22 protein-coding genes, 2 pseudogenes and 1 riboswitch are annotated in these 26,195 nt (G+C 71.0%); of the genes and pseudogenes, 16 read left to right on the top strand and 8 right to left on the bottom strand.

Annotation, left to right across the window (positions count from 1 at the left end):
- Positions 1-125: 125 nt before the first annotated feature.
- The 3 genes from ACZ6MZ_RS29910 to ACZ6MZ_RS29900 all read left to right on the top strand — a co-directional run bounded on the left by ACZ6MZ_RS29910 (position 126) and on the right by ACZ6MZ_RS29900 (position 3,563).
- Positions 126-695: a TetR/AcrR family transcriptional regulator gene (locus tag ACZ6MZ_RS29910; protein WP_469355535.1), complete on the top strand. Its 570-nt coding sequence runs from the start codon at positions 126-128 to the stop codon at positions 693-695.
- A gap of 256 nt (positions 696-951) precedes the next feature.
- The gene (locus tag ACZ6MZ_RS29905; RefSeq protein WP_469355475.1) at positions 952-1,749 is read left to right on the top strand and encodes a carbon-nitrogen hydrolase family protein; all 798 of its coding nucleotides are present in this window, start codon (positions 952-954) and stop codon (positions 1,747-1,749) included.
- Positions 1,750-1,856: 107 nt separating this feature from the next.
- Positions 1,857-3,563, top strand: a complete 1,707-nt coding sequence (locus tag ACZ6MZ_RS29900; RefSeq protein WP_469355473.1) for a flavin monoamine oxidase family protein — start codon at positions 1,857-1,859, stop codon at positions 3,561-3,563.
- Positions 3,564-3,682: 119 nt separating this feature from the next.
- Here ACZ6MZ_RS29900 and ACZ6MZ_RS29895 read toward each other — a convergent pair whose 3' ends face one another.
- From ACZ6MZ_RS29895 to ACZ6MZ_RS29875, 5 genes are all read right to left on the bottom strand, one after another.
- Positions 3,683-4,612, bottom strand: coding sequence for an LLM class F420-dependent oxidoreductase (locus ACZ6MZ_RS29895; RefSeq protein ID WP_469355472.1), 930 nt, complete (start codon positions 4,610-4,612; stop codon positions 3,683-3,685).
- A 622-nt stretch (positions 4,613-5,234) separates the two neighbouring features.
- Positions 5,235-5,723 carry a glycine-rich domain-containing protein gene (locus ACZ6MZ_RS29890; RefSeq protein ID WP_389787412.1) on the bottom strand — a complete coding sequence of 163 codons (489 nt, stop codon included), beginning with the start codon at positions 5,721-5,723 and terminating at the stop codon, positions 5,235-5,237.
- Positions 5,724-6,068: 345 nt separating this feature from the next.
- Entirely contained in the window at positions 6,069-6,635 is a 567-nt protein-coding gene (locus ACZ6MZ_RS29885; protein ID WP_469355470.1) for a hypothetical protein, read from the bottom strand.
- A gap of 214 nt (positions 6,636-6,849) precedes the next feature.
- Entirely contained in the window at positions 6,850-8,061 is a 1,212-nt protein-coding gene (locus ACZ6MZ_RS29880) for a helix-turn-helix domain-containing protein (RefSeq protein ID WP_389787417.1), read from the bottom strand.
- A 241-nt stretch (positions 8,062-8,302) separates the two neighbouring features.
- Positions 8,303-9,082, bottom strand: coding sequence for an SDR family NAD(P)-dependent oxidoreductase (locus ACZ6MZ_RS29875; protein ID WP_389787454.1), 780 nt, complete (start codon positions 9,080-9,082; stop codon positions 8,303-8,305).
- Between the two features lie 54 nt (positions 9,083-9,136).
- On the opposite strand from ACZ6MZ_RS29875, the pseudogene ACZ6MZ_RS29870 reads away from it, so the two are divergent.
- Positions 9,137-9,778, top strand: a pseudogene (locus tag ACZ6MZ_RS29870) (alginate lyase family protein); the annotation flags it as partial.
- Between the two features lie 21 nt (positions 9,779-9,799).
- On the opposite strand, the gene ACZ6MZ_RS29865 reads toward ACZ6MZ_RS29870, so the two are convergent.
- A complete protein-coding gene (locus tag ACZ6MZ_RS29865) occupies positions 9,800-11,014 on the bottom strand; it encodes an MFS transporter (RefSeq protein WP_384188688.1) in 1,215 nt (404 codons plus the stop codon).
- 137 nt (positions 11,015-11,151) lie between these two features.
- Here ACZ6MZ_RS29865 and ACZ6MZ_RS29860 point away from each other — a divergent pair, with 137 nt between their 5' ends.
- The 11 genes and pseudogenes from ACZ6MZ_RS29860 (at position 11,152) to ACZ6MZ_RS29810 (ending at position 21,614) form a co-directional block, all read left to right on the top strand.
- A complete protein-coding gene (locus tag ACZ6MZ_RS29860) occupies positions 11,152-12,366 on the top strand; it encodes an ROK family transcriptional regulator (protein ID WP_389787420.1) in 1,215 nt (404 codons plus the stop codon).
- Positions 12,367-12,538: 172 nt separating this feature from the next.
- A riboswitch (FMN riboswitch) is annotated at positions 12,539-12,669 on the top strand.
- A 182-nt stretch (positions 12,670-12,851) separates the two neighbouring features.
- Positions 12,852-13,898 (top strand): annotated as a pseudogene (ribD, locus tag ACZ6MZ_RS29855) (bifunctional diaminohydroxyphosphoribosylaminopyrimidine deaminase/5-amino-6-(5-phosphoribosylamino)uracil reductase RibD); the annotation flags it as partial.
- Positions 13,899-13,976: 78 nt separating this feature from the next.
- Positions 13,977-14,585, top strand: a complete 609-nt coding sequence (locus ACZ6MZ_RS29850; protein WP_389787423.1) for a riboflavin synthase — start codon at positions 13,977-13,979, stop codon at positions 14,583-14,585.
- Positions 14,582-15,232 (top strand): nicotinamide mononucleotide transporter family protein, encoded by a 651-nt coding sequence (locus tag ACZ6MZ_RS29845; protein ID WP_386878802.1) that lies wholly within the window; start codon positions 14,582-14,584, stop codon positions 15,230-15,232. Before ACZ6MZ_RS29850 ends, ACZ6MZ_RS29845 begins: the two co-directional genes overlap by 4 nt.
- The gene (locus ACZ6MZ_RS29840; protein WP_389787426.1) at positions 15,229-16,572 is read left to right on the top strand and encodes a bifunctional 3,4-dihydroxy-2-butanone-4-phosphate synthase/GTP cyclohydrolase II; all 1,344 of its coding nucleotides are present in this window, start codon (positions 15,229-15,231) and stop codon (positions 16,570-16,572) included. The genes ACZ6MZ_RS29845 and ACZ6MZ_RS29840 overlap by 4 nt, the downstream gene beginning before the upstream one ends.
- Positions 16,573-16,650: 78 nt before the next feature.
- Positions 16,651-17,136, top strand: a complete 486-nt coding sequence (ribH, locus tag ACZ6MZ_RS29835; protein WP_384188697.1) for a 6,7-dimethyl-8-ribityllumazine synthase — start codon at positions 16,651-16,653, stop codon at positions 17,134-17,136.
- 34 nt (positions 17,137-17,170) lie between these two features.
- Complete coding sequence (locus ACZ6MZ_RS29830) at positions 17,171-17,443, top strand: phosphoribosyl-ATP diphosphatase (protein WP_365649386.1); 273 nt, start codon at positions 17,171-17,173, stop codon at positions 17,441-17,443.
- A gap of 65 nt (positions 17,444-17,508) precedes the next feature.
- The gene (gene hisG, locus ACZ6MZ_RS29825; RefSeq protein ID WP_389787430.1) at positions 17,509-18,357 is read left to right on the top strand and encodes an ATP phosphoribosyltransferase; all 849 of its coding nucleotides are present in this window, start codon (positions 17,509-17,511) and stop codon (positions 18,355-18,357) included.
- A gap of 26 nt (positions 18,358-18,383) precedes the next feature.
- Positions 18,384-18,848, top strand: a complete 465-nt coding sequence (locus ACZ6MZ_RS29820; protein WP_389787433.1) for a PH domain-containing protein — start codon at positions 18,384-18,386, stop codon at positions 18,846-18,848.
- Positions 18,849-19,059: 211 nt separating this feature from the next.
- A complete protein-coding gene (locus ACZ6MZ_RS29815) occupies positions 19,060-20,517 on the top strand; it encodes a hemolysin family protein (RefSeq protein ID WP_389787436.1) in 1,458 nt (485 codons plus the stop codon).
- Positions 20,514-21,614 (top strand): hemolysin family protein, encoded by a 1,101-nt coding sequence (locus ACZ6MZ_RS29810; protein WP_389787438.1) that lies wholly within the window; start codon positions 20,514-20,516, stop codon positions 21,612-21,614. The genes ACZ6MZ_RS29815 and ACZ6MZ_RS29810 overlap by 4 nt, the downstream gene beginning before the upstream one ends.
- A gap of 39 nt (positions 21,615-21,653) precedes the next feature.
- Here ACZ6MZ_RS29810 and ACZ6MZ_RS29805 read toward each other — a convergent pair whose 3' ends face one another.
- Both ACZ6MZ_RS29805 and ACZ6MZ_RS29800 read right to left on the bottom strand, forming a co-directional pair.
- A complete protein-coding gene (locus tag ACZ6MZ_RS29805) occupies positions 21,654-23,558 on the bottom strand; it encodes an AAA family ATPase (protein WP_389787441.1) in 1,905 nt (634 codons plus the stop codon).
- Positions 23,559-23,920: 362 nt separating this feature from the next.
- Positions 23,921-24,544, bottom strand: a complete 624-nt coding sequence (locus ACZ6MZ_RS29800; protein ID WP_389787456.1) for a uridine kinase family protein — start codon at positions 24,542-24,544, stop codon at positions 23,921-23,923.
- 234 nt (positions 24,545-24,778) lie between these two features.
- Between ACZ6MZ_RS29800 and ACZ6MZ_RS29795 the strand changes: the two genes are divergently transcribed.
- Positions 24,779-26,134 (top strand): peptidase C39 family protein, encoded by a 1,356-nt coding sequence (locus ACZ6MZ_RS29795; RefSeq protein ID WP_469355465.1) that lies wholly within the window; start codon positions 24,779-24,781, stop codon positions 26,132-26,134.
- Positions 26,135-26,195 lie beyond the last annotated feature (61 nt).

Raw genomic sequence — 26,195 nt, 5'->3', positions numbered from 1 at the left:
CGCGTCCTGGGTACGGGATGCCCCGCCGACCCGTCGCCCGTACGGGACCTAGAGTGGACCGAACAGTCCAGTGAGGGGAGCGGGTCGTGTCACGTGCTCTGACGCCCAAGGGGCAGGCCACGCGGATGCGGATCGTCGTCGGGGCCGCAGAGGTCCTGCGGGAGGCGGGGCTCACCGCCACGCTGGACGACATCCGGGAGCGGACGGGTACGAGCAAGAGCCAGCTGTTCCACTATTTCCCGCAGGGCAAGGATCAGCTGTTGCTGGCGGTCGCCCAGTACGAGGCGGACCGGGTCCTGGACGATCAGCAGCCGTATCTGGGCTGTCTGGACACGTGGGAGGCGTGGCACCGATGGCGGGACGTGGTCGTCCGGCGGTACACGGAGCAGGGAGACACCTGTCCGCTCGGGTCGCTGCTCCAGCAGGTCGGCCGTACCTCCCCGGGAACCCGGGCCATCGTCAGCGCGCTGATGCGGGAGTGGCAGGACCATCTCGCCGGCGGAATCCGGGCTCTGCAGAGCAATGGGCGGCTGCCTCATTCGTTCGATGTGGACAGGACGGCCGCCGCGTTGCTGGCCGGTGTGCAGGGCGGGGTGGCGATCCTGCTCTCGACGGGGAGCACCACACACCTGGAAGCCGCTCTCGACTGGGGGATCGCGCGGCTCGAGGAGGCCGCGGAGTCAGCGGCCGGGTGAGAGGCGCCGCCGGCCCCGGCGCCGGTGACGGTCCCGCCGGGCCGCACCCCGAGCCGTACCAGCCCTCCGCCAAGGGGCCGAAAACACCCTCCTGACCAGGGGAGACGCTCCCGCGCAATAAATCGCCGGGCGCGCGGCCGATCGCGCAACGGATCGATGGTCGGAACGCAACGGTCGCGTCTTGTCCGGGCCGACGGCCGGACCGTACCGTCATTGCGTCCCCCCGGAACCCCCTTCGCACCGTCCGAGGTCAGCCATGCCGCCGTTGCGCACCGCCCTGCTCCAGAGCTCCGGCCGACCCGGTTCGGTCGCCGGAAATCTCAAGGTGCTCGACGAAGCGGCGGGCAGCGCGGCGGCCGCCGGCGCCGGACTGCTGGTCTGCCCCGAGATGTTCCTGACCGGGTACGCCATCGGCGACGACATGCCCCGGCTGGCCGAGCCCGCCGACGGCCCCGGGGCCGGGGCCGTCGCCGAGATCGCCGTACGCCATGGACTCGCGGTGCTGTACGGCTACCCCGAGCGCGACGGCGAGCGGATCTTCAACGCCGCGCAGCTCATCGGTCCCGAGGGCGCGCGGCTGGCGAACTACCGCAAGACCCATCTCTTCGGCGGCTTCGAGCGTGCGTGGTTCACGCCGGGGGAGCAGCCCGTCGTCCAGGCCGAACTGGCCGGGCTGCGGCTGGGCATCATGATCTGTTACGACGTCGAATTCCCGGAGAACGTCCGGGGCCATGCCCTGGCCGGCACCGATCTGCTGCTGGTGCCCACCGCCCAGATGCATCCGTTCCAGTTCGTCGCCGAGTCGCTGGTGCCGGTGCGGGCCTTCGAGAGCCAGATGTACGTCGCGTACGTGAACAGGACCGGCCAGGAGGGCGACTTCGAGTTCGTCGGGCTGAGCTGTCTCGCCGGCCCCGACGGCGCCACCCGGGCGCGGGCCGGACGCGGTGAGGAACTGCTCCTCGGCGAGGTCGACCGCGAGCTGCTGAACGCTTCCCGGGCGGCCAATCCGTATCTGCGGGACCGCCGCCCCGGCCTGTACACCTCCCTCGTCTGAGCCGCCCGCACCGCCCGAATCGCCCGAGCCGAGCCGCCCGAGCCCGCCAAGCCGTCCCAACGCCCGCCCTTGTTCTTCTCCGCCTCCGCGCAAGGAGTCCGTACCCCATGACGTCCACGCTGCCCACCGCCGTCCAGCACACCGACGCGCAGCCGCCGATCACCATGTTCGGGCCGGACTTCCCCTACGCGTACGACGACTTCCTCGCGCACCCCGCCGGGCTCGGCCAGATCCCCGCGACCGAGCACGGCGCCGAGGTCGCGGTCATCGGTGGCGGGCTCTCCGGCATCATCGCGGCGTACGAGCTGATGAAGATGGGCCTGAAGCCCGTCGTGTACGAGGCCGACAAGATCGGCGGACGGCTCCGCACCGTCGGGTTCCAGGGCTGTGACCCCGAGCTGACCGCCGAGATGGGCGCGATGCGCTTCCCGCCCTCGTCGACCGCGCTCCAGCACTACATCGATCTGGTGGGCCTGCGGACCCGCCCGTTCCCCAATCCGCTGGCCGCCGGAACCCCGTCGACCGTGGTCGACCTCAAGGGCCGGTCCCACTACGCCGAGACCATCGGCGATCTGCCGCAGGTCTACCGCGACGTGATGGACGCCTGGAACACCTGTCTGGAGGAGGGCGCGGACTTCTCCGACATGAACCAGGCCCTGCGCGAGCGGGATGTCCCGCGGATCCGGGAGATCTGGGCGCGGCTGGTCGAAAAGCTCGACAACCAGACCTTCTACGGTTTCCTCTGCGACTCCCCGGCCTTCAAGTCCTTCCGGCACCGGGAGATCTTCGGCCAGGTCGGCTTCGGCACCGGCGGCTGGGACACCGACTTCCCCAACTCCATCCTGGAGATCCTGCGGGTCGTCTACACCGAGGCCGACGACCACCACCGCTCCATCGACGGAGGCAGCCAGCAGCTGCCGCTGCGGCTGTGGCAGCGCGAGCCGCGGAAGATCACACACTGGCCCGCCGGGACCTCGCTGTCCTCGCTGCACGGCGGCGAGCCGCGGCCCGCGGTGACCAGACTGCACCGCACGGCGGGCAACCGGATCACCGTCACGGACTCCTCGGGCCATATCCGTACCTACCGCGCGGCGATCTTCACCGCCCAGTCCTGGCTGCTGCTCGCCAAGATCGCCTGCGATGACTCGCTCTTCCCGATCGACCACTGGACGGCGATGGAGCGCACCCACTACATGGAGTCCTCCAAGCTGTTCGTCCCGGTCGACCGGCCGTTCTGGCTGGACGAGGCCGTCGACGACACCGGACGTCCCACCGGGCGTGACGTGATGTCGATGACGCTCACCGACCGGATGACGCGCGGCACGTATCTGCTGGACAACGGCCCCGACAAGCCGGCCGTCATCTGCCTCTCGTACACCTGGTGCGACGACAGCCTCAAATGGCTGCCGCTGTCCGCCGAGGAGCGGATGGAGGTCATGCTCAACTCGCTGCGCGAGATCTATCCCAAGGTCGACATCCGCCGTCACATCATCGGCAGCCCTGTGACTGTCTCCTGGGAGAACGAGCCGTACTTCATGGGCGCGTTCAAGGCCAATCTGCCGGGTCACTACCGCTACCAGCGGCGGCTGTTCACGCACTTCATGCAGGACCGGCTGCCCGCGGACAAGCGGGGGATCTTCCTGGCCGGGGACGACATCTCCTGGACGGCGGGCTGGGCCGAGGGCGCCGTTCAGACCGCGCTCAACGCGGTGTGGGGTGTGATGCACCACTTCGGCGGCGCCACGGACGACACGAACCCCGGGCCGGGTGACCTGTACGACGACATCGCGCCCGTCGAACTGCCCGAGGACTGAAGGGGATCCGGGATCGGCCGGGGCCGGCCGCCGTCGGGCGGCGAGCCCCGGCACGATCACCGTACGGTCAGTGGCCGGCGAGCGACCGGCCCCCGGTCAGACACCGGCCGGCCCCCCGGTCAGACGCCGGCCGCGCGCGCCGCCGCGTACACCTCCGCCGCCACATCGCTCAGCTCCGCGGCGTCCCGCGTCGAGTTCTGGAGGTCCAGCAGGATTTCCGGTACGCCCACCTCGGCGTGCGCCGCCAGATCCTCCACGATCTGCGCCACGCTGCCCTGGAAGGGGTGGCGGTCCTTGCCCTCGAACGGCTTGGCGCTGTACTGCGCGTTGGCGCGGGCGCAGGCGTCGAGCGGCCGCTCCCGGCCGCGCTCGGCGGCCACGTCCCGTACCCGCTGCCACTGTTCCGCCAGCTGCGCGACGCCCATGGCCACGGGCATCCAGCCGTCCGCACGGTCCACCAGCCGGCGGGTGGCGCGCGGGCTGTTCGCGGGCAGATAGACCGGGATGGGCCGGACCGGCTTCGGCCCGACCTCGGACGGCGCGATGGTGGTCAGTTCGCCCTCGTACGAGACGGGGTCGGGGCCCCAGACGGCCGCGCACACGTCCAGCAGCTCGTCCAGGACCGCGCCGCGCTTCTCGAACGGCGCGACCGAGGCGGCGGCGAACTCGTCATGCGACCAGCCCGTACCGATCCCCGCGACCACCCGGCCGCCGCTCGCCACATCCAGCGAGGCGAGCGAACGGGCCAGCTGGAACGGCATATGCAGCGGTGCGACCAGGACGCTCGTGCCGAGCCGTGGCCGCTCGGTGGCCGCGGCCGCCAGTGCGAGCGTCACCAGCGGTTCGGCGACCGAGCGGTAGTGGTCGGGCCAGGGCAGCCCCGGGATGTTGTACAGCCCCTGGGTGGCGGGCTCGGGGAAGAGAACGCGCTCGAAAACCCACAGACTCTCGTAGCCGGCCTCCTCCGCTGCCCGCGCCACGGTGGCCACATCGCGGCCGATGTCGTACTGCTTCGTCTGCGGAAGACCGAGACCGAGCTTGACCGGCATACGTGAACTCCTTCGTGCGGACGCTGAAGGTAATCACCGTATGGCAGAAGGTTATTGATTCCTCGAACTGACATCCCGGCCGCGTCTGACCCATTGTCAGCGTTATCCGCCGCCCCTACGCTCGCACGGTCTCGTTCATGAACTTCGTTCATATACATGATGGGAGTGCTTGATGAACGGAAGCTACCCAGCCGGCCCCGGAGTCGCTCGACGAGCAGGATAGCGAGACGTCCGACGGGTCGGCCAGGTCGACGTTACGGGCCTCACCCGGCGGTACCAGCGATCCCACTCTGGGGATGCTGCTCCGTATCGCTTCTGCAGTCGGTGTCCCGCTCGGCAGGCTCGTACGAGAGGAGCCCCGGCCGCCATCACGGCGGCCGGGGCTCTGGGGCAGTGCAGCTACGACGCTGGTGCTCCGGCGCCGCAGCGCGGGCACGGGATCGTGACCGGTCCCCTGGTGGTGACCATCACGGTGAAGCCGGGGCCGTGGCAGCGACGTTTCCGAGGCCGCTCGGACCGCTGGCTCCTGACGATGCGCCACAGGCGCTGGCACTCACGGACCGCAGCCATCTGCTGGTCCCGTTCAGATGCGCTCATATCAGCACCATAGGGGCCGGTGCGGTCAGTTTGGGCCCGATTCGCATTGGACCTCGCAGTCCTTGTCCCCGCAGCCCGGGACGTGCTGGCAGTCGGCCGACGCCGTCGGGCCGGGCTGCCACAGCTCGGTGTCGACCTCGAAGCCGGCCAGCGCGATGGCGGCCTGGGTGCGCTCCAGGATGCCGGGGACCTCCTTGTGGGTGGGGTTCGGGGGCTGGGGGATGTGGTGGACGAAGCGGCCGCCGAGCCGATCGTTGAGTTCCGCGTACACGCGGGTGTGGAGAATGACGGCGTGCCAGCCTTGATCAACTACGGGGGACGGCGCCATGCGCCCGCTGGTGTGGCTGGCGGCGGTGGCCACGAACTTCAGACCCTCCAGGGTGATGCGCTGCGCGAGGACTGCGTCCATGCCCGGGTTGGCGCGCTGGACTGTGGAGACGACGCCGTCGAATTCCTCGGCCGTCAGCAGTGCGCGGGCGTCCCGCCTGGCAGGTGCCTGGGTGGTCATACTCATACGTGCCTCCTGGTCTGGTGGATGGGTGGTGCATTGACCCGCCCCGGTCGGGGTTTCCTGGCCGGATGAGTCCGGCCGGGGCGGAGATCAGTGGAGGTGCAGAGGCGCGCGACGGGCACGTACCGGCGTCCTCGGGGTGGAGCGCCCCGACCGGCGTCGACGGGGAACGAGCCGGCCGGGGCAGTAGGGGAGTTCAGGGGCGCAGAGGGTGGCGCCGGCGGGCTGTGTTCTTCGGGGGACACTCGCGGTGTACACGTACTGCTGGGGCCGCGCCGGAGCCGGTCTCGACCTCGTACGTGTCGTACGGCTGGCCGTCCAGGATCGGCCTGTCGCATTGGCTGCAGATCACGGGGTGGATGTGTCCCTCCGGGCAGTCAGGTAGGTCTGCCACAGCCGGGCGCCATCGGGGCACCGGTCCACGCCGCTGGTGCAGGTGGCGCAGCCCTTCGTGTGTGTCAGCCATGCCGAGTACTTCGTGAGGAACGGGGTGACGTCTTCGCATTTCGCCCGGCCAACTCGGAGGAACTCCACCACGGCGCTCGGGGTGCACAGCTTTCCCGCCTGCGTGATGGGTACGGTCCAGTGGATGCCGGGCGGCCGTGTGCGGTCGACGCGGGGGACGGTGAGCCATCCGCTGCGGCCGAGGACGGTCGCAAGCGGTGAGCGCCATGTCTCGGTGGTCTGCGCCGCGACTAGGGCGTAGTACTGCGCGGACGGATGGTAGATCACCGGACCGTCAAGGGTCCGCGCCAGGGCTCCGCCCACGAGGTCCGGCCGCGTGCTCTCGACTGCGGCGTGCACCAGCTCCGGAGACATTTTGACGGCATCGAAGACCACGCCGGTCCGCAGCACGGCGGGCCTGCCCATCTCCCAGTCGTGGCGGGCCACTGAGGGCGTATCGAGAGAGGACATCAGCCACCGCGCAATCGTTGCGTCGGTTTGTGCTTTGGCGTATGTGCCGCGGCTGTGTGTCATGGTCGGCTCCCGGGGCTGCATGGAGTGCGGCGCCGACCATCCCTGGCGGGGAGTAGTCGGCGCCGCGTCATGCCAATCACGCTACGAATCCGCGCGATCACAGCCCAGGGGCGGACTGTCCTACATTCTGGATCTGGTAGGGCGCAGTGTCCTACCCCACCAGGCCAAGCCGGTCGGCCAAGCCCAGAACAGCATCCCTGCGGGAGGCCCGCCCTCGCAGCTCTTCCACCAACCGACGGGAAGTGGAGTGGTAGCGCAGCCACTCGGGGGCGTTCTTCTCGGCCAGCAGGAGCGCACTCTCGGACGCCCGGTCCTTCCCGAGATCGTTGTACGCCAGGGCGCGATCGACGTGGAATCGCGCCCGCCAGGTGGGCGGCAGACTGCCCAGGTCCGGAATGCTGCGGGAGGACCGCACCGCTTCGTCGCTCTTCTCCATCTCCACCAGAAAATTCACCTTGGCGATGCCCGCGTTCGTCGGCCCGAACGGTGTGGCGTAGACGAGCAGATCCTGCCCCATGCTCTCCGCAGCGCCCTTCGCCATCCTCAGCAGGTCGGTGACCGTGTCATGCTTCTCCTGCCGCACAGCGGCAGTTGCGGCACGTAGAAGCAACACGCCCCACAGCGCGAGGTCTTCGGGGCTGGAGCGGAACCCGGGCTCGATCTGGTGCGCGCGGGCGAGCGCGACACGTTCGGCGTCGGCCAGTCGCCCTTGCTTGGTGAACACCCACGCGAGGGTCGACGCGGCCAGGGTCTCGAGGTTCGGGTCGTCACACTGGCGGATCGCGAGGAGTGAGCGCTCCATCGCGGTGAATGCGGCGTCCTCTTTACCGAGTGCCGTCAGCGTGGTGGCCGCAACCTGGTAGGCCACCGCGAGCACAGAGTTCGCCGCTGCTGCGTCGCTGCCGGTGTAGGCGTGCGCCGCCATCCGTGCGTCGCGGATGAGCTGAGGGAGTAGGGCTCCGATCTCTCCCATGCGGCCGTCGCGACGAATGGCCTCGGTCGACAGCAGTGAGGCTCGTAGTTCGGTAATGCTCGGTGGGTCATTGAGGTCTGTGTCGCCGCCCAGTAGATCGGCCACCGGGGATACGGCCTGCCGGAGTGCGAGTACGGATGGCAGGCCGTCCTCCGATTCGTTGACCTCGAAGGTGGTCGGCTGTCCGAGAAGGTAGCTCGGCTCCGTGTCGAGCGCTTGGGCCATCGCATTGATGCTGGCCAGGCGGGCCGTCTTGCGCCTGCCCTGCTCAAGTTTGCGGATCAGGTCGACGGACAGTCCGGCGGTTGCGGCCAGCTTCTCCTGGGTCATGTTTCGTCGCATCCGCAGTTCTGCAATGCGGTCGCCAAGGCTCGCTTCGGATGTGTTCACCGATACCCCCGCCAGAGAGTGAGGTCTCCACGGTACTGGTGGCGGGGAGAGCGAGGGCGCGCTTCGTCGTGCCCGTTTTCGACAGGGTGAACGGGAGCCACTGAGGCAAGGGGAACGGGAGTCGCGTTGCCTCATTCGTGAGAGGGATGGACGCGAAACGGGTTCATGATCGGCAACGAGACTGGGAAGCCACCCCTATCGAGTGGCTTGCTCGATGTCTGAGCGCCCCCCCGGTGTTGGCTCAGTGAACGGAGAATCCGCCGTCGATGAAGATTGCCTGCCCTGTGACGTAGGCGGAGGCACGGCTCGCCAGGAACACCGCTGCGCCCGCGAAGTCCTCCGCCAGGCCGTTGCGCCCGACCATCGTGCGAGCGGCCAGCGCCGCTACCCTCTCAGGATCGGACGACAGCCGTGCGTTGAGCGGCGTCATGACGAACCCCGGCACAAGGGTGTTGCAGGTGACGCCATACGGCGACCAAGTTTCGGCCTGGGAACGGGCCAGTGACTCCAACGCCCCTTTGGAGACGCCGTAGGCACCGCTCTGAACGAACGCCCTATGCGCCTGCTGGGAGGTGATGTGGATGATCCGCCCGAAGCCCCGTTCAGCCATGCGAGGCCCGAACCGCTGTCCCAGCAGATAGGGCGCCTCCAGGTTCACCGCCATCGTGGTGTCCCACACCTCCTCGCTCAGCTCGCCCATCGGGGGCCGCAGGTTGACCCCGGCGGAGTTGACAAGGATGTCGGGCTCTCCGAATACCTCTGCTGCCTCCTCAGCCGCTGCGCGCATGCCGTCGCGAGTACTCAGGTCGGCGCTCACCCAGGCCGTCCGGCAGCCGTCGGCCGCCAGCTCGCCGACCGTCTCGACCAGATCCGCCTCCTTGCGCGCCATGACCACGACGCTCGCCCCTGCGCGCGCGAGGGCCGCGGCGATAGCGCGGCCGATGCCGGAACTGCCGCCGGTCACCACGGCAACCCGTCCGTCCAGCGAGAACAGTTCGGAGAGATAGGTCTGCGAAGTCATGCCCGGACCCTAGACGGCGAGTCCCTGGCGGTACCGGTCGGGGCGTCACGTAGGTGCGTCCTCGACGCCCTCGCGGTCCTGGACACCGGAGCGCCGGGCTGGACCGCGAGCGACCGTGCCGGAATGCGGGCGTGGAACGAGGACTTCCTGGACTGGCTGGTCACGTCCCCCTTCGGCAAGGAGGAGTCGGCGGCCCAGAACAACCACGGCACCTTCATGGACATGCAGGTCGCGGGACTCGCGCTGGCCACCGGGGACAAGGACCTCGCGCGCACGGTGGTCCGCGCCGCGCGTACGAAGCGGATCGACACCCAGATCGCGGCCGACGGCAGCCAGCCCCAGGAGCTGGCCCGCACCCGCAGCTGGCACTACTCGACCTTCGACCTGGTCGCCTACACCCGCCTCGCCGCGATCGGCGAGCAGGTCGGCGTGGACCTCTGGGCCCATCGAGGGCCGCAGGGCCAGAGCCTGTTCAAGGCGGTCGGCTATCTGCTGCCCGCCGCGACCGGGGCCGCGCCCTGGCCGCATCCGGAGCTGGAGTTCTACCGCTACGCCGCGAGCGACATCGTGCACGCGGCGGCCGACGCCGGTGATCCGAACGCCCGCGCGGCCGTCCCGCGCCTCCAGGCACCGCCCGGCGGTGACCTCTGGGCCCTGCGGCCCGCCGCCGAACAGCTCGACTCGATAGCGGGCTGAGGCCGCCGGGGGCCGGCCGGTTCAGATCCGTGGACCGGGGGCTGTCGCGTCAGGGACGACGGCCTCGGCCGGCCGCCGGTCGCCGGTGCGCAGCACCCCGGCCCCCACCACCAGACCGCAGGCGAGCAGTGTCACCAGCCCGAAGGACACCACCAGTGAGGTCGCGTCGGCGACCGCGCCGATTGCCGAGGGGGCGATCAGGCCCGAGGTGTAGGTGATGGTCGCCACGCCCGCGATGGCCTGGCTGGGGTTCGGCCCGCTGCGGCCCGCCGCCGCGAAGGCGAGCGGTACGACCACGGCCACGCCGAGCCCGAGCAGCGCGAACCCGCCCATGGCGATCACCGGGTGAGGCGCCGTCACCACGAGCACGCCGCCCGCCGCCGCCAGCACACCGCCCGTCCGTACGGTCCGTACGGCGCCGAACCGGTCGACCACCTTGTCGCCCGCGAGCCGGGCGACGGCCATGGTGAGCGCGAAGGCCGTGGTCGACGCCGCGGCGACACCGGGCGAGGTGTCCAGGATGTCCCTGAGGTAGACCGCGGACCAGTCGAGGCTGGCGCCCTCCGCGAAGACCGCGCAGAACCCGACGGCCCCGATGAGCAGCGCGGACTTCGGCGGCAGCGCGAACCGCGGCGGCGGGTCCTCGTCGGGGGCGCTGCGCAGGTCCAGTACGCCCTGGCAGGCGAGCAGGCCCAGCACGGTGAGGACGGCGGCCGCCAGCAGATGGTGCAGCCGCGCGTCAGTGCCCAGATGCGCGGCGAGGGTGCCGGCGGCGGATCCGATCAGCGCGCCCGTGCTCCACATGCCGTGCAGGCTGGACATGATCGACTTGTTGAGACGGTTCTCCACCTCGACCCCGAGGGCGTTCATCGCCACATCCGACATGCCCGAGGTCGCGCCGTACACGAACAGGGTGGCGCACAGGGTGACGAGATTCGGCGCCAGGGCCGGCAGGGTCAGCGAGAGGGTCCACAGGGCGAGCAGTCCGCGCAGCGCGTTGCGGGCGCCGAAGCGATGACTGACCGCGCCGGCCAGCGGCATCGCGACCGAGGCGCCGATCGCGGGGAAGGCGAGCGCCAGCCCGAGCTGTCCCGCGCTGATCCCGGTGTGGTCCTGGATCCAGGGGATACGGGTGGCGAAGCTGCCGGTGACCGCGCCGTGCACACAGAAGACGGTGGCCACGGCGAACCTCGCACGCCGCAACCTCTGTTTGTCGAAGACCGCTTCAGCCGACATCCCGCCTCTTCCTCCCCTGAGAGGTGGCCGTACCCCGGCACACCGTGGACACGCCGGTCCACGGCGCTGGAGTAAATTATCAGGAACCCTGCCTGATAAATAGAGAGTTTCCCGACGCGATCTGGAAGGATCCCGGCATGGCCGCATCCCCGAGCACCGCCCGGGCCATCAACGACCGGCTTGCCCTGCGACTGCTCCAGCAGGAAGGCCCGTTGACGGCAGGACAGCTGAAGACGCTGACCGGACTCTCCCGCCCCACCGTCGCCGATCTGGTGGAACGGCTGCAGGACTCAGGGCTGGTGCAGGTCGTCGGAGAGACCGGCGACCGGCGACGCGGCCCCAACGCCCGGCTGTACGGGATCATCGCGGACCGGGCCCATCTGGCGGCCCTCGACGTACGGACCCACAGCGTCTCCGTCGTCGTCGCGGATCTGCTGGGCGCCACGCTCGCCGAGGCCGTCCTGCCCATCGGCAGCGACACCGCCACGGAAGCCGCCGTGGAACGCGCCGCGGCCCTGCTGGAACGGACGGCCCGTGAGGCCGGCGCGGTACGGCTGCACAGCGTGGGCATCGGCGCCCCCGGCCTGGTGGACCCGGTCACCGGCGAACTCCGCGACACCAGCGGACTGCCCGCCTGGCACCGGCGGCTCGTCGCCGCGCTCCAGGAGCGGCTGCCCGCCACCGTCCTGGTGGAGAACGAGACCAACCTCGCGGCCCTCGCGGAACAGCGCCTCGGCGCGGCCCGCGGCCAGGACACCTTCGTCCTGCTCTGGCTCGGCCACGGGGTGGGCGCGGCCGTCGTGCTCGACGGCAAGCTCCGCCGGGGCGCCTCGGGCGGCGCGGGCGAGATCGGTTTCCTGCCCGTGCCGGGCACCTCACGGCTGCCCTCGGCGCTCGCCTGCGACGGGGGCTTCCACAGCCTCGCGGGCTCGGCCGCCATCTGCGAACTCGCCGAGCAGTACGGCGTCTCGGCCGTCGCGGCGCCGCAGGAACCGCCGTCCGCCGCGCTCGTACGCGCCGCCGTCGAAGCGGTGACGAAGGGCGAGACGGGCGCGCAAGGCGACGCCGACAAGGACGCTGATGCCTTTCTCGACGCCCTCGCCGACCGGCTGACCATCGCCGCGGCGGCGGTCAGCGCGGTTCTCGACCCCGGCCGGGTCGTGCTGGCCGGCGAGGTGGGCCACGCGGGCGGCGAGACGCTGGCCGCCCGCGTCGAGGAGCGGCTGGCCGCGATGTCCCCGCTGCGTACGGAGGTCAGAGCCGGAGCGCTCGGCGGCGCGGGCGTCCTGCGGGGCGCCCTGCTGACCGCGCGCGACGCCGCCCAGGACGAGCTGTTCGCCCCCGGAATATGACCGGCCGGGACCTGACCGGCTGGGGCATGACCGACCGGGACCTGACCGGTCGGCGCACGGGCCGCACCGCGTGAGGTGCCGGCCGCCCCAGCGACGCCGCCTGTGAGCCAGGCCACAGTAGCCACCCATATGGCCGACGATCAGGCGTGGCACACTGGTCGAGTACCAGTAGCAGCGCACTCCGGGGTCGGTGTAATTCCGAACCGGCGGTTACAGTCCGCGACCCGTCCGCATCCAGCGGCCGGTTGACCAGGTGAAATTCCTGGACCGACGGTGAAAGTCCGGATGGGAGGCAGTGCGCGGCGGGCCGTCATGGGTACGCCGCCGTCGATGGGTCGTTTTCGGACGAGCCAGTTCCTCGGCCTCGGCGTCCTGATGTGCGTTCCCGCTTCTCTGTCGTCATCGACAGGCCCCGGAGTCCGTGCCCGAAGAGGCAGGAGGACCCGGTGGCCACCGAAGCCGAAGCCGTGGCTGACGCCGACGCCATGCGCCGGGCCGTTGTGCTCGCCGCTCGCGGGCTCGGCTCCACCCGCCCCAATCCGGTCGTCGGATGCGTGATCCTCGACGCCTCGGGACAGCTCGCCGGTGAGGGATTCCACCAGCGGGCCGGCGGCCCGCACGCCGAGATCCACGCCCTGCGCGCCGCCGGCGAGCGGGCCCGCGGCGGCACGGCGTACGTCACCCTCGAACCCTGCGATCACACCGGCCGCACAGGACCTTGCTCCCGGGCGCTCGTCGACGCCGGTGTCGCGCGGGTCAGTTACGCCGTCGCCGACCCGACCCCGCAGGCCACCGGCGGCGCCGGCACCCTGCGCGCGGCCGGCGTCACGGTCGAGCGGGGACTTCTCGCGGAGGAGGCCGAGGCGGGCAATATCGCCTGGCTCACCTCCGTACGGCGCGGCCGCCCCCATGTCGTGTGGAAGTACGCGGCCACGCTCGACGGCCGGATCGCCGCCGCCGACTCCACCAGCCGCTGGATCACCTCGGCCGAGGCCCGCGCCGATGTCCACCGGCTGCGCGCCGAGGCCGACGCGGTCGTGGTCGGCTCGGGAACCGCCCGCAGCGACGATCCGCATCTCGCGGTGCGCGGCATCGAGGGCGCCGTCCAGCCGCTGCGCGTCGTCGTGGACACCGAGGCCACCGCCGTACGGCCCGGCGCCCGGATCCTGGATGACGCCGCGCCCACCCTGATCGCGGTCGCCGAGGACGCCGACGCGAGCCATCTGCCCGAGGTCGTACGGCTGCCCCGCGCCGCCCACGGCCTGGACATCCCCGCCCTGCTGGCCGCCCTGCACGAGCGCGGCGTCCGCTCCGTCCTGCTGGAAGGCGGCCCGGCGCTGGCCGGCTCCTTCGTCGCCGCGGGCGCCGTCGACCTGGTCGTCGGCTATCTCGCGCCGGTCCTGCTCGGCGCAGGACCCACGGCCCTCGCCGACGCCGGAATCACCACCATCGCCGAGGCGTTGCGCCTGCGGATGACGGAGAGCGTCCGGATCGGCACCGATCTGCGGATCACCGCCGTCCCCCTCCCCGCCACCGCTGATCCCGCCGCCGACCCCGCTACCGCCGACCACGGCACCGTCCGTTCCGTCACCGCCACAAAGGAGCACTGAGTGTTCACCGGAATCGTCGAAGAACTGGGTGAGGTCACCGCCGTCGAAAACCTCGGCGACTCCTCCCGCTTCCGTCTGCGCGGACCCGTCGTCACCGAGAACGCCAAGCACGGCGACTCGATCGCCGTCAACGGGGTCTGTCTCACGGTCGTGGACTTCGGGGACGGCGAGTTCACCGCCGATGTGATGGCGGAAACGCTCAACCGCTCCAGCCTCGGCGCGCTGGAGACCGGCTCCCGGGTCAACCTGGAGCGGCCCATGGCCGTCGGCGGCCGCCTCGGCGGACACATCGTCCAGGGGCATGTGGACGGCACCGGCGCCATCGTCGAGCGCACGCTCTCCGAGCACTGGGAGATCGTCAAGATCTCGCTGCCCGCCGCGCTGACCCGCTATGTCGTCGAGAAGGGTTCGATCACCGTGGACGGCGTCAGCCTCACGGTCGTCGACGCGGGGCCCGACTACTTCACCATCAGCCTCATCCCCACCACCCTCGCGCTGACCACCCTCGGCATCAAGGGCCCCGGCGACCCGGTCAACCTGGAAGTCGACGTCATCGCCAAGTACGTCGAGCGGCTGCTCGGCGCCCGATCCGAGGAGCCCGCCCGGTGAGCGCCCTGTCCTGGCTGAACGGCGAGGCCTTCACGGCCTTCGGTCAGCACATCCTGTGGTCCGACATGATCGGCAACACCATCGGTCTGGTCGCCCTCGCGCTCGGCTGGCGGCGCTCCATCCTGACCTGGCCCGCCCAGTTCCTGTCCGGGGTCATCCTGGTCGGTGCCTACGCCTCCGCCCAGCTCAGCGGCGGAGTCGGCAAGCAGCTGCTGGTCATAGGAGTGGCGCTGTGGGGCTGGCGTCAGTGGCAGCGCGGCAGGCAGCGGGCCCAGGACGGCTCGATCGCCGTACGCTTCGCCACCTGGCGCGAGCGCGGAGTGCTCCTCGGCGGTACCGCCCTGGGCACCCTCGCCGTCGGCTCTCTGTTCGTCGCCGTCCCCGAACTGTCCTGGAACCCCTGGCCCGACGCGTACATCTTCGTCGGCACGCTCGCCGCGATGGTCGCCCAGGCCCGCGGTCTCGTCGAGTTCTGGTTCGCCTGGCTGCTCGTCGACATCGTCGGCGTACCGCTCGCGTTCAGCAGTGGGCTCGCCTTCTCCGGCTTCGTGTACGTGATCTACCTCGTCCTCGTCCTGTGGGGGCTGCGCGACTGGTGGCTGCGTACCCGCGCCGCCGCCATGCCCCTGGAAGGAGCAGCAGCATGACCTCCCGCCCCGCGCCCACCACCGCCCTGAACGAGGCGCTCCGCGCCGACCCCTCGACCTTCACCTGGTACTCCGCCGACCGGGTCGAGGGGCTCGGCCTCGACCCCGTCGAGCAGGCCATCCGTGACATCGCCGCCGGCCGGCCGGTCGTGGTCGTCGACGACGAGGACCGTGAGAACGAGGGCGATCTCGTCGTCGCGGCCGAGAAGGCCACCCCCGAGATCGTCGCCTTCATGATGAGCGAATGCCGCGGGCTGATCTGCGCCCCGATGGAGAGCGCGGAGCTGGAGCGGCTCGAACTCCCGCAGATGGTCGACCACAACACCGAATCGATGCGCACCGCCTTCACGGTCTCCGTCGACGCGTCCCCCGCCCATGGCGTCACCACCGGTATCTCCGCCGCGGACCGGGCCACCACGCTCCAGCTGCTCGCCGGCGGCGCCGCGCAGCCCGGCGACTTCGTCAGGCCGGGCCATGTCTTCCCGCTGCGCGCCCAGCCCGGCGGGGTGCTCGTACGCAACGGGCACACCGAGGCCGCCGTCGACCTGGCACGACTGGCGGGGCTCCGCCCGGCCGGCGCGATCGTGGAGATCGCCGGCGAGGACGGCGTGATGCTGCGGCTGCCCGAGCTGATCCCGTTCGCCCGCAAGCACGGCCTGACGATCATCTCCATCGAGGATCTGATCGCCTACCGCCGCCGCTCGGAGCCGACGGTCCGCCGTGAGGCGGAGGTACGGCTCCCCACCACCTTCGGCGAGTTCACGGCGTACGGCTACCGCTCCACGGTCGACGGCGTCGAACATGTCGCCTTCGTCCACGGGGACATCGGTGACGGCGAGGACCTGCTGGTCCGGATCCACTCCGAATGCCTCACCGGCGACATCTTCAACTCGCTGCGCTGCGACTGCGGCCCCCAGCTCCAGGCATCCCTGGAGCGCATCACCGAGGAGGGCCGCGGCATCGTCGTCTATCTGCGCGGCCACGAGGGACGCGGCATCGGACTGCTGTCCAAGCTGCGCGCGTACGAGCTCCAGGAGCGCGGCCGCGACACCCTCGACGCCAATCTGGAACTCGGCCTGCCCGCCGACGCCCGCGACTACGCGGCGGGCGCGCAGATCCTGCACGACCTCGGCGTACACGGTCTGCGGCTGATGACCAACAACCCCGACAAGGTCACCGCGCTCGTCCGGCACGGGCTCCGGGTCACCGAACGCGAGCCGATGCCCGTCGAGGCGGGCGAGCACAATCTCGGCTATCTGCGCACCAAGCGGGACCGGATGGGACACGACCTGCCCTGGCTCGACCCCGCCGTCGCCCCGTCCGGCTGCGGCAACCAGTAAGAGCAACCAGTAAGAGCCGTCAGCACCATCCGTAAGCATCATCCGTACGGCCGACAAGAACCAGCTTCGAGGAGAGACGTGAGCGGCAAGGGCGCACCCGAACTGAGTGTGAAGAACTGCGGAGACCTCCGGGTCGCCGTGATCGCGGCGCAGTGGCACGAGAAAATCATGGACGGCCTCGTCGACGGCGCCCTGCGCGCCCTGCACGACCTCGGCATCGACGAGCCGACCCTGCTGCGCGTCCCCGGCAGCTTCGAGCTGCCGGTGGTCGCCAAGGTGCTGGCAGGCCGCGGCTATGACGCGGTCGTCGCCCTCGGCGTCGTCATCCGGGGCGGCACCCCGCACTTCGAGTACGTGTGCCAGGGCGTCACCCAGGGCCTCACCAAGGTCTCGGTCGACACCGGAGTGCCGATCGGCTTCGGCGTGCTGACCTGCGACACCGAGCAGCAGGCCCTGGACCGGGCCGGTCTGGAAGGCTCGTACGAGGACAAGGGCCACGAGGCGGTCACCGCCGCCGTCGCCACCGCGGCCACCCTGCGCACCATCGCCGAACCCTGGCGCTGACCGCCCCGCCCCGCCGCGTAAAGTGAGCCTCACCATGTCCAAGAAGACGTTCGAGGAGCTCTTCGCCGAGCTCCAGCAGAAGGCCGCCCACGGCGACCCCGCCACCTCCCGCACCGCCGAGCTGGTGGACAAGGGCGTCCATGCCATCGGCAAAAAGGTCGTCGAAGAGGCGGCCGAGGTGTGGATGGCCGCCGAGTACGAAGGCAAGGAAGCCGCCGCCGAGGAGATCTCCCAGCTCCTCTACCACGTCCAGGTGATGATGGTCGCGCGCGGAATCTCCCTCGACGACGTGTACGCCCATCTCTGAGCCCCACCGCTCCGCACCGCCATCGGCACGCACCACCACCCCTACGCACAAAGGAATCCGACCTCATGCTGCGCATCGCCGTCCCCAACAAGGGTTCACTCTCAGGACCTGCGTCGGCGATGCTCCATGAGGCCGGCTACCAGCAGCGCAAGGAGTCCAAGGAACTCGTCCTGGTCGACCCGGACAACGAGGTCGAGTTCTTCTACCTCCGCCCCCGCGACATCGCGATCTATGTGAGCTCGGGCCGGCTCGACATCGGTATCACCGGACGCGATCTGCTCCAGGACTCCGGCGCCAGCGCGGAGGAGATCCTGCCGCTCGGCTTCGCACGCTCCACCTTCCGCTACGCCACCAAGCCGGGCATCGCCGGCGGTGTCGCGGACTTCACCGGTATGACCGTCGCCACCTCGTACGAGGGCATCGTCGCCAAGCACCTCGCGGATCACGGGGTCGACGCCTCCGTGGTCCACCTGGACGGCGCGGTCGAGACCGCCATCGAACTGGGCGTCGCCCAGGTCATCGCCGATGTGGTGGAGACCGGCACCTCGCTGCGCAACGCGGGCCTCGAAGTGATCGGCGAGCCGATCATGACCTCCGAGGCGGTCGTCATCCGCCGCACGGGCGCCGCGGCCGACGAGCCGAAGGTGCAGCAGTTCCTGCGCAGGCTTCAGGGCGTCCTCGTCGCCCGTACGTACGTGATGATGGACTACGACTGCCGCGCCGAGCACCTGGAGCGGGCCGTCGGCCTCACCCCCGGCCTGGAGTCGCCGACCATCTCCCCGCTGCACAACGAGGGCTGGGTCGCCGTCCGCGCGATGGTCCCGGCCAGGGAAGCGCAGCGGATCATGGACGATCTCTACGAGCTGGGCGCTCGCGCCATCCTCACCACGGCCATCCACGCCTGCCGCCTCTGACACGACCCCTGGAAGACCGAGAACTCATGTCCGTCCCCCCGCCCCCGCCCGGACCGCCCGTGCTTCCTGTCACCTTCCGGCCGACCCGTACCCGGGCGGTCCTGCTGAGCGTCGGCACGGTCATGTTCGCCGTCATCACGGCCATCGGCCTGCTGCTGGAACAGCTGAGCGCGGGGGAGCGGATGAGCTTCATCGTCACGGCCCTGCTGTTCTTCGGCGTCCTGGCCCTGCTCAGCCGGCCCAAGGTCGTCGCCGATGATTCCGGTGTGACAATCATCAACCTCACCCGTACGCGCCGGCTGGAATGGGCCGAGATCCTGCGGGTCAATCTGCGTCCCGGCGACCCCTGGGTCTTCCTCGACCTCAGCGACGGAAGCAGCCTGCCCGTGCTGGGCATTCAGCCCGGTATCGCCAAGGAACACGCCATCCGGGACGCCCGCGCGCTGCGCGCGCTGACCGAGGCCCGGGGCACCGGCGCGGACAACGGCTGAGAGCCAGGCTCTCAGCCTCAGCCCGTACGCCACTGCCCTCTCGCGCCCCGTCTTGATTACTCTGGTGGCGGAGGCGCCGAGTGCGCCCCCGCCCCGCATCCGACGGCCGCGACCGGCCCGTGGGGCACCTGCGACCCGAGGAGTGACTCCCTCCAGCAATGGACGGATCGTCCGGTAGTACCTGCGCCGCCCCCTTCGAAGAGGCGGCGGCATGACCATCCCCCTTCTGCTGCTCGCCGCAGCGTTCCTTCTGATCCTCGCCAACGGCTTCTTCGTGGCGGCCGAGTTCGGCCTTGTCACCGTGGACCGTCCTGACGCCGAGCGCGCCGCCGCCGCGGGTGACCGCCGCGCCCGCACCGTCGTCAGGTCACTGCGGGAACTCTCCTTCCAGCTCTCCGGCACCCAGCTGGGCATCACCATCACCTCGCTCGTCGTGGGCATGCTCGCCGAGCCGGCACTCGCCCAGCTGCTGGACGGGCCGATCTCCGCGACCGGGCTGCCCGAAGGGGCCGTGTCCGGGGTCGCGGTGGTGATCGGAATGCTGCTCGCCGCCGCCGTCCAGATGGTGATCGGCGAACTCGTCCCCAAGAACTGGGCGGTCTCGCGGCCGCTCCAGGTGGCACGGTTCGTCGCGGGCCCGCAGCATCTCTTCTCCACCGTGTTCCGGCCGGTGATCTCCCTGCTCAACACCGTCGCCAACCGTCTCGTCCGGATGCTGGGCGTGGAGCCGACGGACGAACTCGCCTCGGCCCGCACCCCCGGCGAACTCGTCTCCCTGGCTCGTCACTCGGCCCAGGCGGGCACCCTCGAACAGGACACCGCCGATCTGTTCGTCCGGACCCTCTCCCTCGGCCGGCTCACCGCGCAGCACGTCATGACCCCCCGCGTGAAGGTCAGCGCCCTGCAGTCCGACGCGACCGCGGCGGACGTCCTCAACCTCACCCGGGCCACCGGACTGTCCCGCTTCCCGGTCTACCGGGAGCGCATCGACGAGGTCGTGGGCATGGTGCACCTCAAGGACGCGCTCGCGGTGCCCGTACGGGAACGGCTGCGCACCCCGGCCGGACGGATCGCCGTCCCGGCGCTGCTGGTGCCCGAGACCCTGCCCGTACAGCAGCTGCTGGAGCGGCTGCGCAGTGAGCAGCCCATAGCCGTCGTGGTCGACGAGTACGGCGGTACGGCCGGGGTCGTCACCCTGGAGGACATCATCGAGGAGCTGGTCGGCGAGGTCCTCGACGAGCACGACACCGAGGGCGACGCGCGGCCGGAGCTGGCCCCCGTCGCACCCGAGGACGGCAGGCCGGCCTGGGAGGCCGAGGGCAGCTGCCGGGTCCTCACCCTGCGGCGGATCGGCCTCGAAGTGCCCGACGGGCCTTACGAGACCCTGGCGGGCCTGGTCGCCGATCTGCTGGGACGTATCCCGGCCCCCGGCGACAAGGCCGAGCTGCCCGGCTGGCGGCTCTCCGTGCGCCAGGTGGACCGCTACCGGGCCGAACGGGTCCGGCTGGTGCGCACCGCCGAGGTCGCGGGTCAGCACGCCGACATACCGGCCTGCGTACCGGCCGACGCCCTGGCAGGCGCCCCGGCCGATGCCCTGGCAGGCGCTCCGTCCGGCGTACCGGCAGGCGCGCCGGCCGGCGCCCCGGCGATGGCGGAGGGCACCCGATGAGCGCCCTGCAACTCGTCTTCGCTCTCCTCCTGGTCCTGGCCAACGGCTTCTTCGTCGGGGCCGAGTTCGCCCTCGTCTCCGTACGCCGCAGCCAGATCGAGCCGCACGCCGCACGCGGCTCGGCGCGGGCCCGGCAGGCGCTGCACGGGCTGGAGAATCTGCCGCAGATGATGGCGGCGGCGCAGTTCGGCATCACCATCTGCTCCCTGACGCTCGGCGCGGTCGCCGAGCCGACGGTGGCGCATCTGCTGGAGCCCGTCTTCCACGCGGCCCATATGCCCGAGGGCCTGATCCATCCGCTGGGCTATGTCATCGCCCTGGCGCTGGTCGTCTTCCTGCATCTGGTCATCGGCGAGATGGTCCCCAAGAACCTCGCCATGGCCGCCCCGGAGAAGACCGCGCTCTGGCTCAGCCCCGGCCTGGTCGGCTTCGCCCGGCTGTGCCGTCCGGTGACCGCCGCGCTCGGCGCCTGCGCCCGGCTGGTGCTGCGGGCCTTCCGCGTCGAGCCCAAGGACGAGGTGGAGGCGGTCTTCACCAGCGAGCAGCTCAACCGGCTCGTCGAGGACTCGGGCCAGGCCGGGCTGCTCGAACCGGAAGCGCAGGAACGGCTTGAGGACGCGTTGGAACTGGGCAGCCGCCCGGTCACCGACGTGCTGCTCACCCGCGCCTCCCTCATCACGGTGACCCCGGCCGTCACCCCGCGCGAGATCGAGGAGCTGACGGTACGCACCGGCTACTCCCGCTTCCCGGTGTGCGCGGAGGGCGGCGGCGCCTTCATGGGCTTTCTCCATGTCAAGGACGTCCTCGATCTGGAGGCCGGGGAGCGGGCCGTCCCGCAGCACGTCTGGCGGCCGATGGCGACCCTGCGGGCGGAACTGCCGCTCGACGACGCGCTCACCGTGATGCGCCGCGCCGCCACGCATCTTGCCCAGGTCGCGGACGCGTCCGGGCGGGTGCTCGGCCTGGTGGCGCTGGAGGACGTACTGGAAATGCTGGTCGGTGAGGTACGGGATCCGTCCCACAGGACCAGTGCGCCGAAGGCGGCCCTCGTCGGTGAGCAGCGCGTCGACCAGGCCGGTCAGGTCCTGGCGCGCTGAGTCCTGCCGTGCGGTGAAGCACTCAGGACCCGGCGGGGTTCACTGCCCCGTCGGGTCCTGGGGGCCGCGGTTCGCCGGACCGCGCCCCGAGAGCACCTCGCCGTACGCCTGCATCAGATCGGGCAGCCGCAGCGTGGCCAGATCGTCGCGGGTGGGCGTACCGATGTACCCGGAGAGCCGCAGATCGCGGTACGCGCAGCTCTTCTCGTACAGCGTGCGGACGAAGCGTCCGTTGCCCAGCTCGTCGAGCCACCCCTGATCGACGACATGCCCGCTGATCGAGCGCAGCTCGTCCACCGCTTCCTCGTCCCAGACATCGCCGTTCTCCGCGGCGAGCACGCCGCCGATGGCGGTCAGTTCGAGCGGCCGGTAGCTGGGGAAGTCGACGCGGCTGGTGAAGCGGGAGGAGAGGCCGGGATTGGTGGCGAGCAGCCGGTCCATGCCTTCCGGATAGCCGGCCAGGATGACCACGAGATGGTCGCGGTTGTCCTCGGCGCGCTTGAGCAGCACCTGAAGGGCCTCGTCGCCGTAGGCGTCGCCCTTGCTGTATCCGGAGTTGGAGAGGCTGTACGCCTCGTCGACGAAGAGCACCCCGCCGATCGCCGAGTCGATCAGCTCATTCGCCTTGACGGCGGTCTGGCCGAGGAACTCGCCCACCAGATCGGCCCGCTGGGCCTCCACCAGATGGTCGCCGCCGAGCAGTCCGAGGGCGTAGAAGATCCGGCCGAGAATACGGGCGACGGTCGTCTTGCCGGTGCCGGAGGGGCCCGAGAAGACAAAGTGACGTTTCGGCGGCTGGACGGGCAGGCCCTCGCCGGCCCGCAGCCGGGCCATGTTCAGCTGCGCGGAGACCGCCCTGACCTGCCGTTTCACCGGCTCCAGGCCGACCATCCGCTCCAGCTCGGCCAGGGCCTGCGCGAGCAGGGCGGGATCGGTCGGGCCCTCGGGGAAGCGCGGCGAAGCGGGCTGGGCGGGAGCCGGGACCTTCTCGCGCACGTCGTCGCGCGCGGCGGCCGGGACACCGCCGGCCGGCTGGGGCCCCGTCTCACCGCCGAGCAGCCGGTCGGACGCGGGCGGACCCTCCACCTCACCCCGCGTCTCCACGGTGTCCACCGCGTCCTGGCCGAAGCCGGCCAGCGCGACCGAGGCGAGGCCCACCGGATCGTCCGGTCCCTCGTACCCGTCGGAGTCGGTGATCGCGGCGAGCCGGGCCGCGGTATCCATGAACGCGGGATCGAGCCGGTGCACGGCCCGGTAGAGCGGTAAGGCGGCCGCGCTGCGGCCCTTGCCCTCATGGGCGCGCGCCAGCCAGTACCGCAGCTCCTTGCGCTGCGGCTGCTCGCTGCGGCAGCGCATCAGAGCGGTGGACAGCAGCGGCTCCGCCTGTCCGTACATCTCCAGCCGGACGCGGCCCATGCCGCCGAAGAGTCCCGCCTCGATGCCCAGTAGCGGATCGTCCACGAGCGGCTCGGTGTGCCGGACCAACTGGTCCCAGTCCTTGACCAGATAGGCGCGGCAGGCGTGCAGGAACCGCACCTGCGGATCTGCGTCCACGGGCGGCAGGCCCGCGAGCGCCCGGTCCAGCTCGGGCACATGCCGGCCGTCGAGCCAGTGCGAGGCGTGGGCGAGCAGCAGGTCCCGCCCGCTCTCCAGCACCGGCTGGACCCACCAGCCGAGCCAGTACCAGGAGTTCAGCGTGCGGCGGTGGCGGGAGCGCTGTTCGCCGAACCGGTCGCGGTGGCGGTACATGTGCAGCAGGGCGGTGGTGGTGTCGACGCGCAGCGCGTGCAGCCCGAGCCAGCCGTCGGCCATCCCGGGATCGAGCCGTACGGCAGCCTTGAACTCCTCCTCCGCCTGGGGATAGGCGCCCATCGTGTAGGCGTCCACGCCGCGCACCCAGGCGAGATCGGCCGGGGCTTGTGTGCCCTGCGTGCCGGTGTCCATGAGGTCCCCCACAAACCGTGCCCCCGTGATGTCCCGCCGGGCGGGCGCCCGTCGGCAGTGTGCTGAACCACCTTGTCGCGGACGGGAATTGACCGCACCGAGGGGCATCGTACCTGCGCGGAGAGTGCGCGACTAAGGGCACCGCACAGCGGCCGCGGCGGTGACCCACGGTGAGCGGAGGAGGGGATCGCGGGGGCGCGGGAGGCGGCGAAGAGGGCAGAACGAAGCCCCCGATCACGGGGGAACAACCGGGGGCTTCGCGTCCGCGGCGGCTCCGAAAAGCCGCACAATGAGAACGTAAGACCTCTCCCGCTCCCCGGTCAAGCCGAGCCGGAGCACTCACGGTGCCGATTTCCGACTGTTCAGTATGGTGGCGGAATTCGATCACCGTGGGTGAGGGACCGGTTCGGCCGTGCTGTCGCAGAGGGCCCCGGGCGCACCACGTACCCCTCCCGTCCCTCACGTACCAGAGCATCGGCGAAGGGGCGGGACGGGTCCGCCGCGAAATGGCGGATCTCCGCCGGTGTCCAGCCGTCCCAGAAAGCGGACTGCGCGGGGCCGTCCCGCCGTCGCCCCCGCTCCCAGGACTCCGCCGCGCCCCGGTCCATCCAGAGCAGCCGGGCGAGAGACGGCCGCAGCGCCCGCCGGCCGGCCCCCACGCCTTCGATGATCACGGCGGGCGCCGGGTCCAGGGAGCGCGGTGCGGTGAAGCGCCGCAGCGTCCAGTCGTACGGCGCGTAGTGCGCGGTACGGCCCCGCGAGAGCGGTTCGAGCACCTGCGCGGCCAGCCGCTCCGTCCACGCGAAGAGCTCTTCGTGCGTCGCCAGGTCGTCGAGACGCAGTACGGGCGCGCCGTCCAGCGCCGCCGCGAGCCGCGCCGCGAAGGTGCTCTTGCCGGAGCCCGCGTGGCCGTCGACGGCGATCAGCCGGACAGGGCCGCAGGAGGGCGGCAGGGCGCGCAGCCGCGCCACCACGGCGTCATCGATGGCGCGGTCAGGGGGCCCCACGGCCTCGGTCGGCTCTTCCACCCGGCCCACCCTACGAGTCGCCCGCGCGCGGGTCGGCCGCGGTCCGCCGTACCACCGCAGGTCACGCCACTGGTAGAGACCAATATTGTTCGGCCGACGCGACGCGAATCGCTGGCAGAAGCCCGCCACGAACCGCAATAGTGGGCGACTGCCGAGCAGCCGCCGTCTCTCCGCCTTCGACCGGAGGTCCCCATGACCAGTCCCACTTCGCGCAGAACCGTGCTCGCCGCCGCTCTCGCGGCCGCGGCGGGAGCCGGCGCGGTGTCCGCCGCTCCGGCGGCCGCCGCCCCGTCGGCGGCCGCCCGCGCCACGCCTCTCGTGGACAACGCCTTCTGGACCTCGTACGCCGACTGGCGCTCCGGTACGGCCCGGGGCACCCGGGCCGTGTCCGGCACCCGTCCCGCGCTGGTCATCGGCACCCCGGCGGGCCGAACCGACTACGCCGATCCGCACACCGGCAAAAGCGCCAGCTGGGAGTACGCGACCTGGACCTCGCCGCTCCACCGCTCGGCTGTCCCCGCCACCGAGGTGATCGCCTCCTGGAACGCCGAGACCCCGGCCGGCACCTGGCTCCAGATCGAACTGAGCGGCCGCTACTCGGACAACACCGCCACGCCGTGGTACGTCATGGGCCGCTGGAGCTCGGGAGACGGCGACGGTGACATCAGGCGCACCTCCGTCGACGACCAGACCGACGGGCGCAGCAGCATCTGGACCGACACCTTCTCGGTGGACGACGCGGCGAGCGGGCTCCGCCTCGCCTCGTACCAGCTGCGGCTGACCCTCTACCGCAAGCCGGGCACCCGGCTCACACCGGTGGTCCACCGGGCCGGCGCGATGGCCTCGGACATCCCCGACCGGTTCACCGTCCCGGCCTCCACGCCGGGGCTCGCCCGCGAGCTGACCGTGCCGCGCTACTCGCAGAACGTCCACGCCGGGCAGTACCCGGAGTACGACAACGGCGGCGAGGCCTGGTGCAGCCCCACCTCCTCGCAGATGATCATCGAATACTGGGGGCGCAAGCCCACCGCCGCGGATCTCGCCTGGGTGAATCCGGCCTTCGCCGACCCCCAGGTCTGCCACGCCGCCCGGTTCACCTTCGACTACCAGTACGACGGCTGCGGCAACTGGCCCTTCAACGCCGCGTACGCCGCCACGTACCGGGACATGAGCGCCGCCGTCACCCGGCTCGGCTCGCTCACCGACGTGGAGACCCTCATCCGCGCGGGCATCCCCGTCATCACCTCGCAGTCCTTCCTCAAGGAGGAGCTGACGGGAGCCGGCTACGGGACCTCCGGCCATCTGATGACCGTGATCGGCTTCACGGCCGGCGGCGACGTGATCGCCAACGACCCGGCCTCGCCCGACAACCCGGCGGTGCGCCGGGTCTACCGCCGCTCCGAGTGGGAGACGATCTGGCTGCGGACCAAACGGCACAACGCGGCCGGCACGGTGGTGTCCGGCACGGGCGGTGTCTGTTACGTCTACTGGCCGGCGCAGCCGACCTCGGCCCAGCGCCGCGCCCTCACGTCGGTGGGCCTGCTCTGACGGGCCCGCGGCCGGCCCCGGAGGTGAGAGACCATCTCCCGGGCCGGCCGCGGCTCACCGC

The organism is Streptomyces sp. NPDC042201 (assembly GCF_055582185.1).
The sequence above is the reverse complement of the archived record's forward strand: the minus strand, read 5'-3'. Positions and strand labels throughout refer to the sequence as shown.

Excerpts from the sequence above, each read along its gene's own strand:
- ACZ6MZ_RS29910 (WP_469355535.1), top strand. The coding sequence starts at position 126 with ATGCGGATCGTCGTCGGGGCCGCAGAGGTCCTGCGGGAGGCGGGGCTC.
- ACZ6MZ_RS29905 (WP_469355475.1), top strand. The coding sequence starts at position 952 with ATGCCGCCGTTGCGCACCGCCCTGCTCCAGAGCTCCGGCCGACCCGGT.
- ACZ6MZ_RS29900 (WP_469355473.1), top strand. The coding sequence starts at position 1,857 with ATGACGTCCACGCTGCCCACCGCCGTCCAGCACACCGACGCGCAGCCG.
- ACZ6MZ_RS29895 (WP_469355472.1), bottom strand. The coding sequence starts at position 4,612 with ATGCCGGTCAAGCTCGGTCTCGGTCTTCCGCAGACGAAGCAGTACGAC.
- ACZ6MZ_RS29890 (WP_389787412.1), bottom strand. The coding sequence starts at position 5,723 with ATGAGTATGACCACCCAGGCACCTGCCAGGCGGGACGCCCGCGCACTG.
- ACZ6MZ_RS29885 (WP_469355470.1), bottom strand. The coding sequence starts at position 6,635 with ATGTCCTCTCTCGATACGCCCTCAGTGGCCCGCCACGACTGGGAGATG.
- ACZ6MZ_RS29875 (WP_389787454.1), bottom strand. The coding sequence starts at position 9,082 with ATGACTTCGCAGACCTATCTCTCCGAACTGTTCTCGCTGGACGGACGG.
- ACZ6MZ_RS29865 (WP_384188688.1), bottom strand. The coding sequence starts at position 11,014 with ATGTCGGCTGAAGCGGTCTTCGACAAACAGAGGTTGCGGCGTGCGAGG.
- ACZ6MZ_RS29860 (WP_389787420.1), top strand. The coding sequence starts at position 11,152 with ATGGCCGCATCCCCGAGCACCGCCCGGGCCATCAACGACCGGCTTGCC.
- ACZ6MZ_RS29840 (WP_389787426.1), top strand. The coding sequence starts at position 15,229 with ATGACCTCCCGCCCCGCGCCCACCACCGCCCTGAACGAGGCGCTCCGC.
- ACZ6MZ_RS29830 (WP_365649386.1), top strand. The coding sequence starts at position 17,171 with ATGTCCAAGAAGACGTTCGAGGAGCTCTTCGCCGAGCTCCAGCAGAAG.
- hisG (WP_389787430.1), top strand. The coding sequence starts at position 17,509 with ATGCTGCGCATCGCCGTCCCCAACAAGGGTTCACTCTCAGGACCTGCG.
- ACZ6MZ_RS29820 (WP_389787433.1), top strand. The coding sequence starts at position 18,384 with ATGTCCGTCCCCCCGCCCCCGCCCGGACCGCCCGTGCTTCCTGTCACC.
- ACZ6MZ_RS29815 (WP_389787436.1), top strand. The coding sequence starts at position 19,060 with ATGACCATCCCCCTTCTGCTGCTCGCCGCAGCGTTCCTTCTGATCCTC.
- ACZ6MZ_RS29810 (WP_389787438.1), top strand. The coding sequence starts at position 20,514 with ATGAGCGCCCTGCAACTCGTCTTCGCTCTCCTCCTGGTCCTGGCCAAC.
- ACZ6MZ_RS29805 (WP_389787441.1), bottom strand. The coding sequence starts at position 23,558 with ATGGACACCGGCACGCAGGGCACACAAGCCCCGGCCGATCTCGCCTGG.
- ACZ6MZ_RS29795 (WP_469355465.1), top strand. The coding sequence starts at position 24,779 with ATGACCAGTCCCACTTCGCGCAGAACCGTGCTCGCCGCCGCTCTCGCG.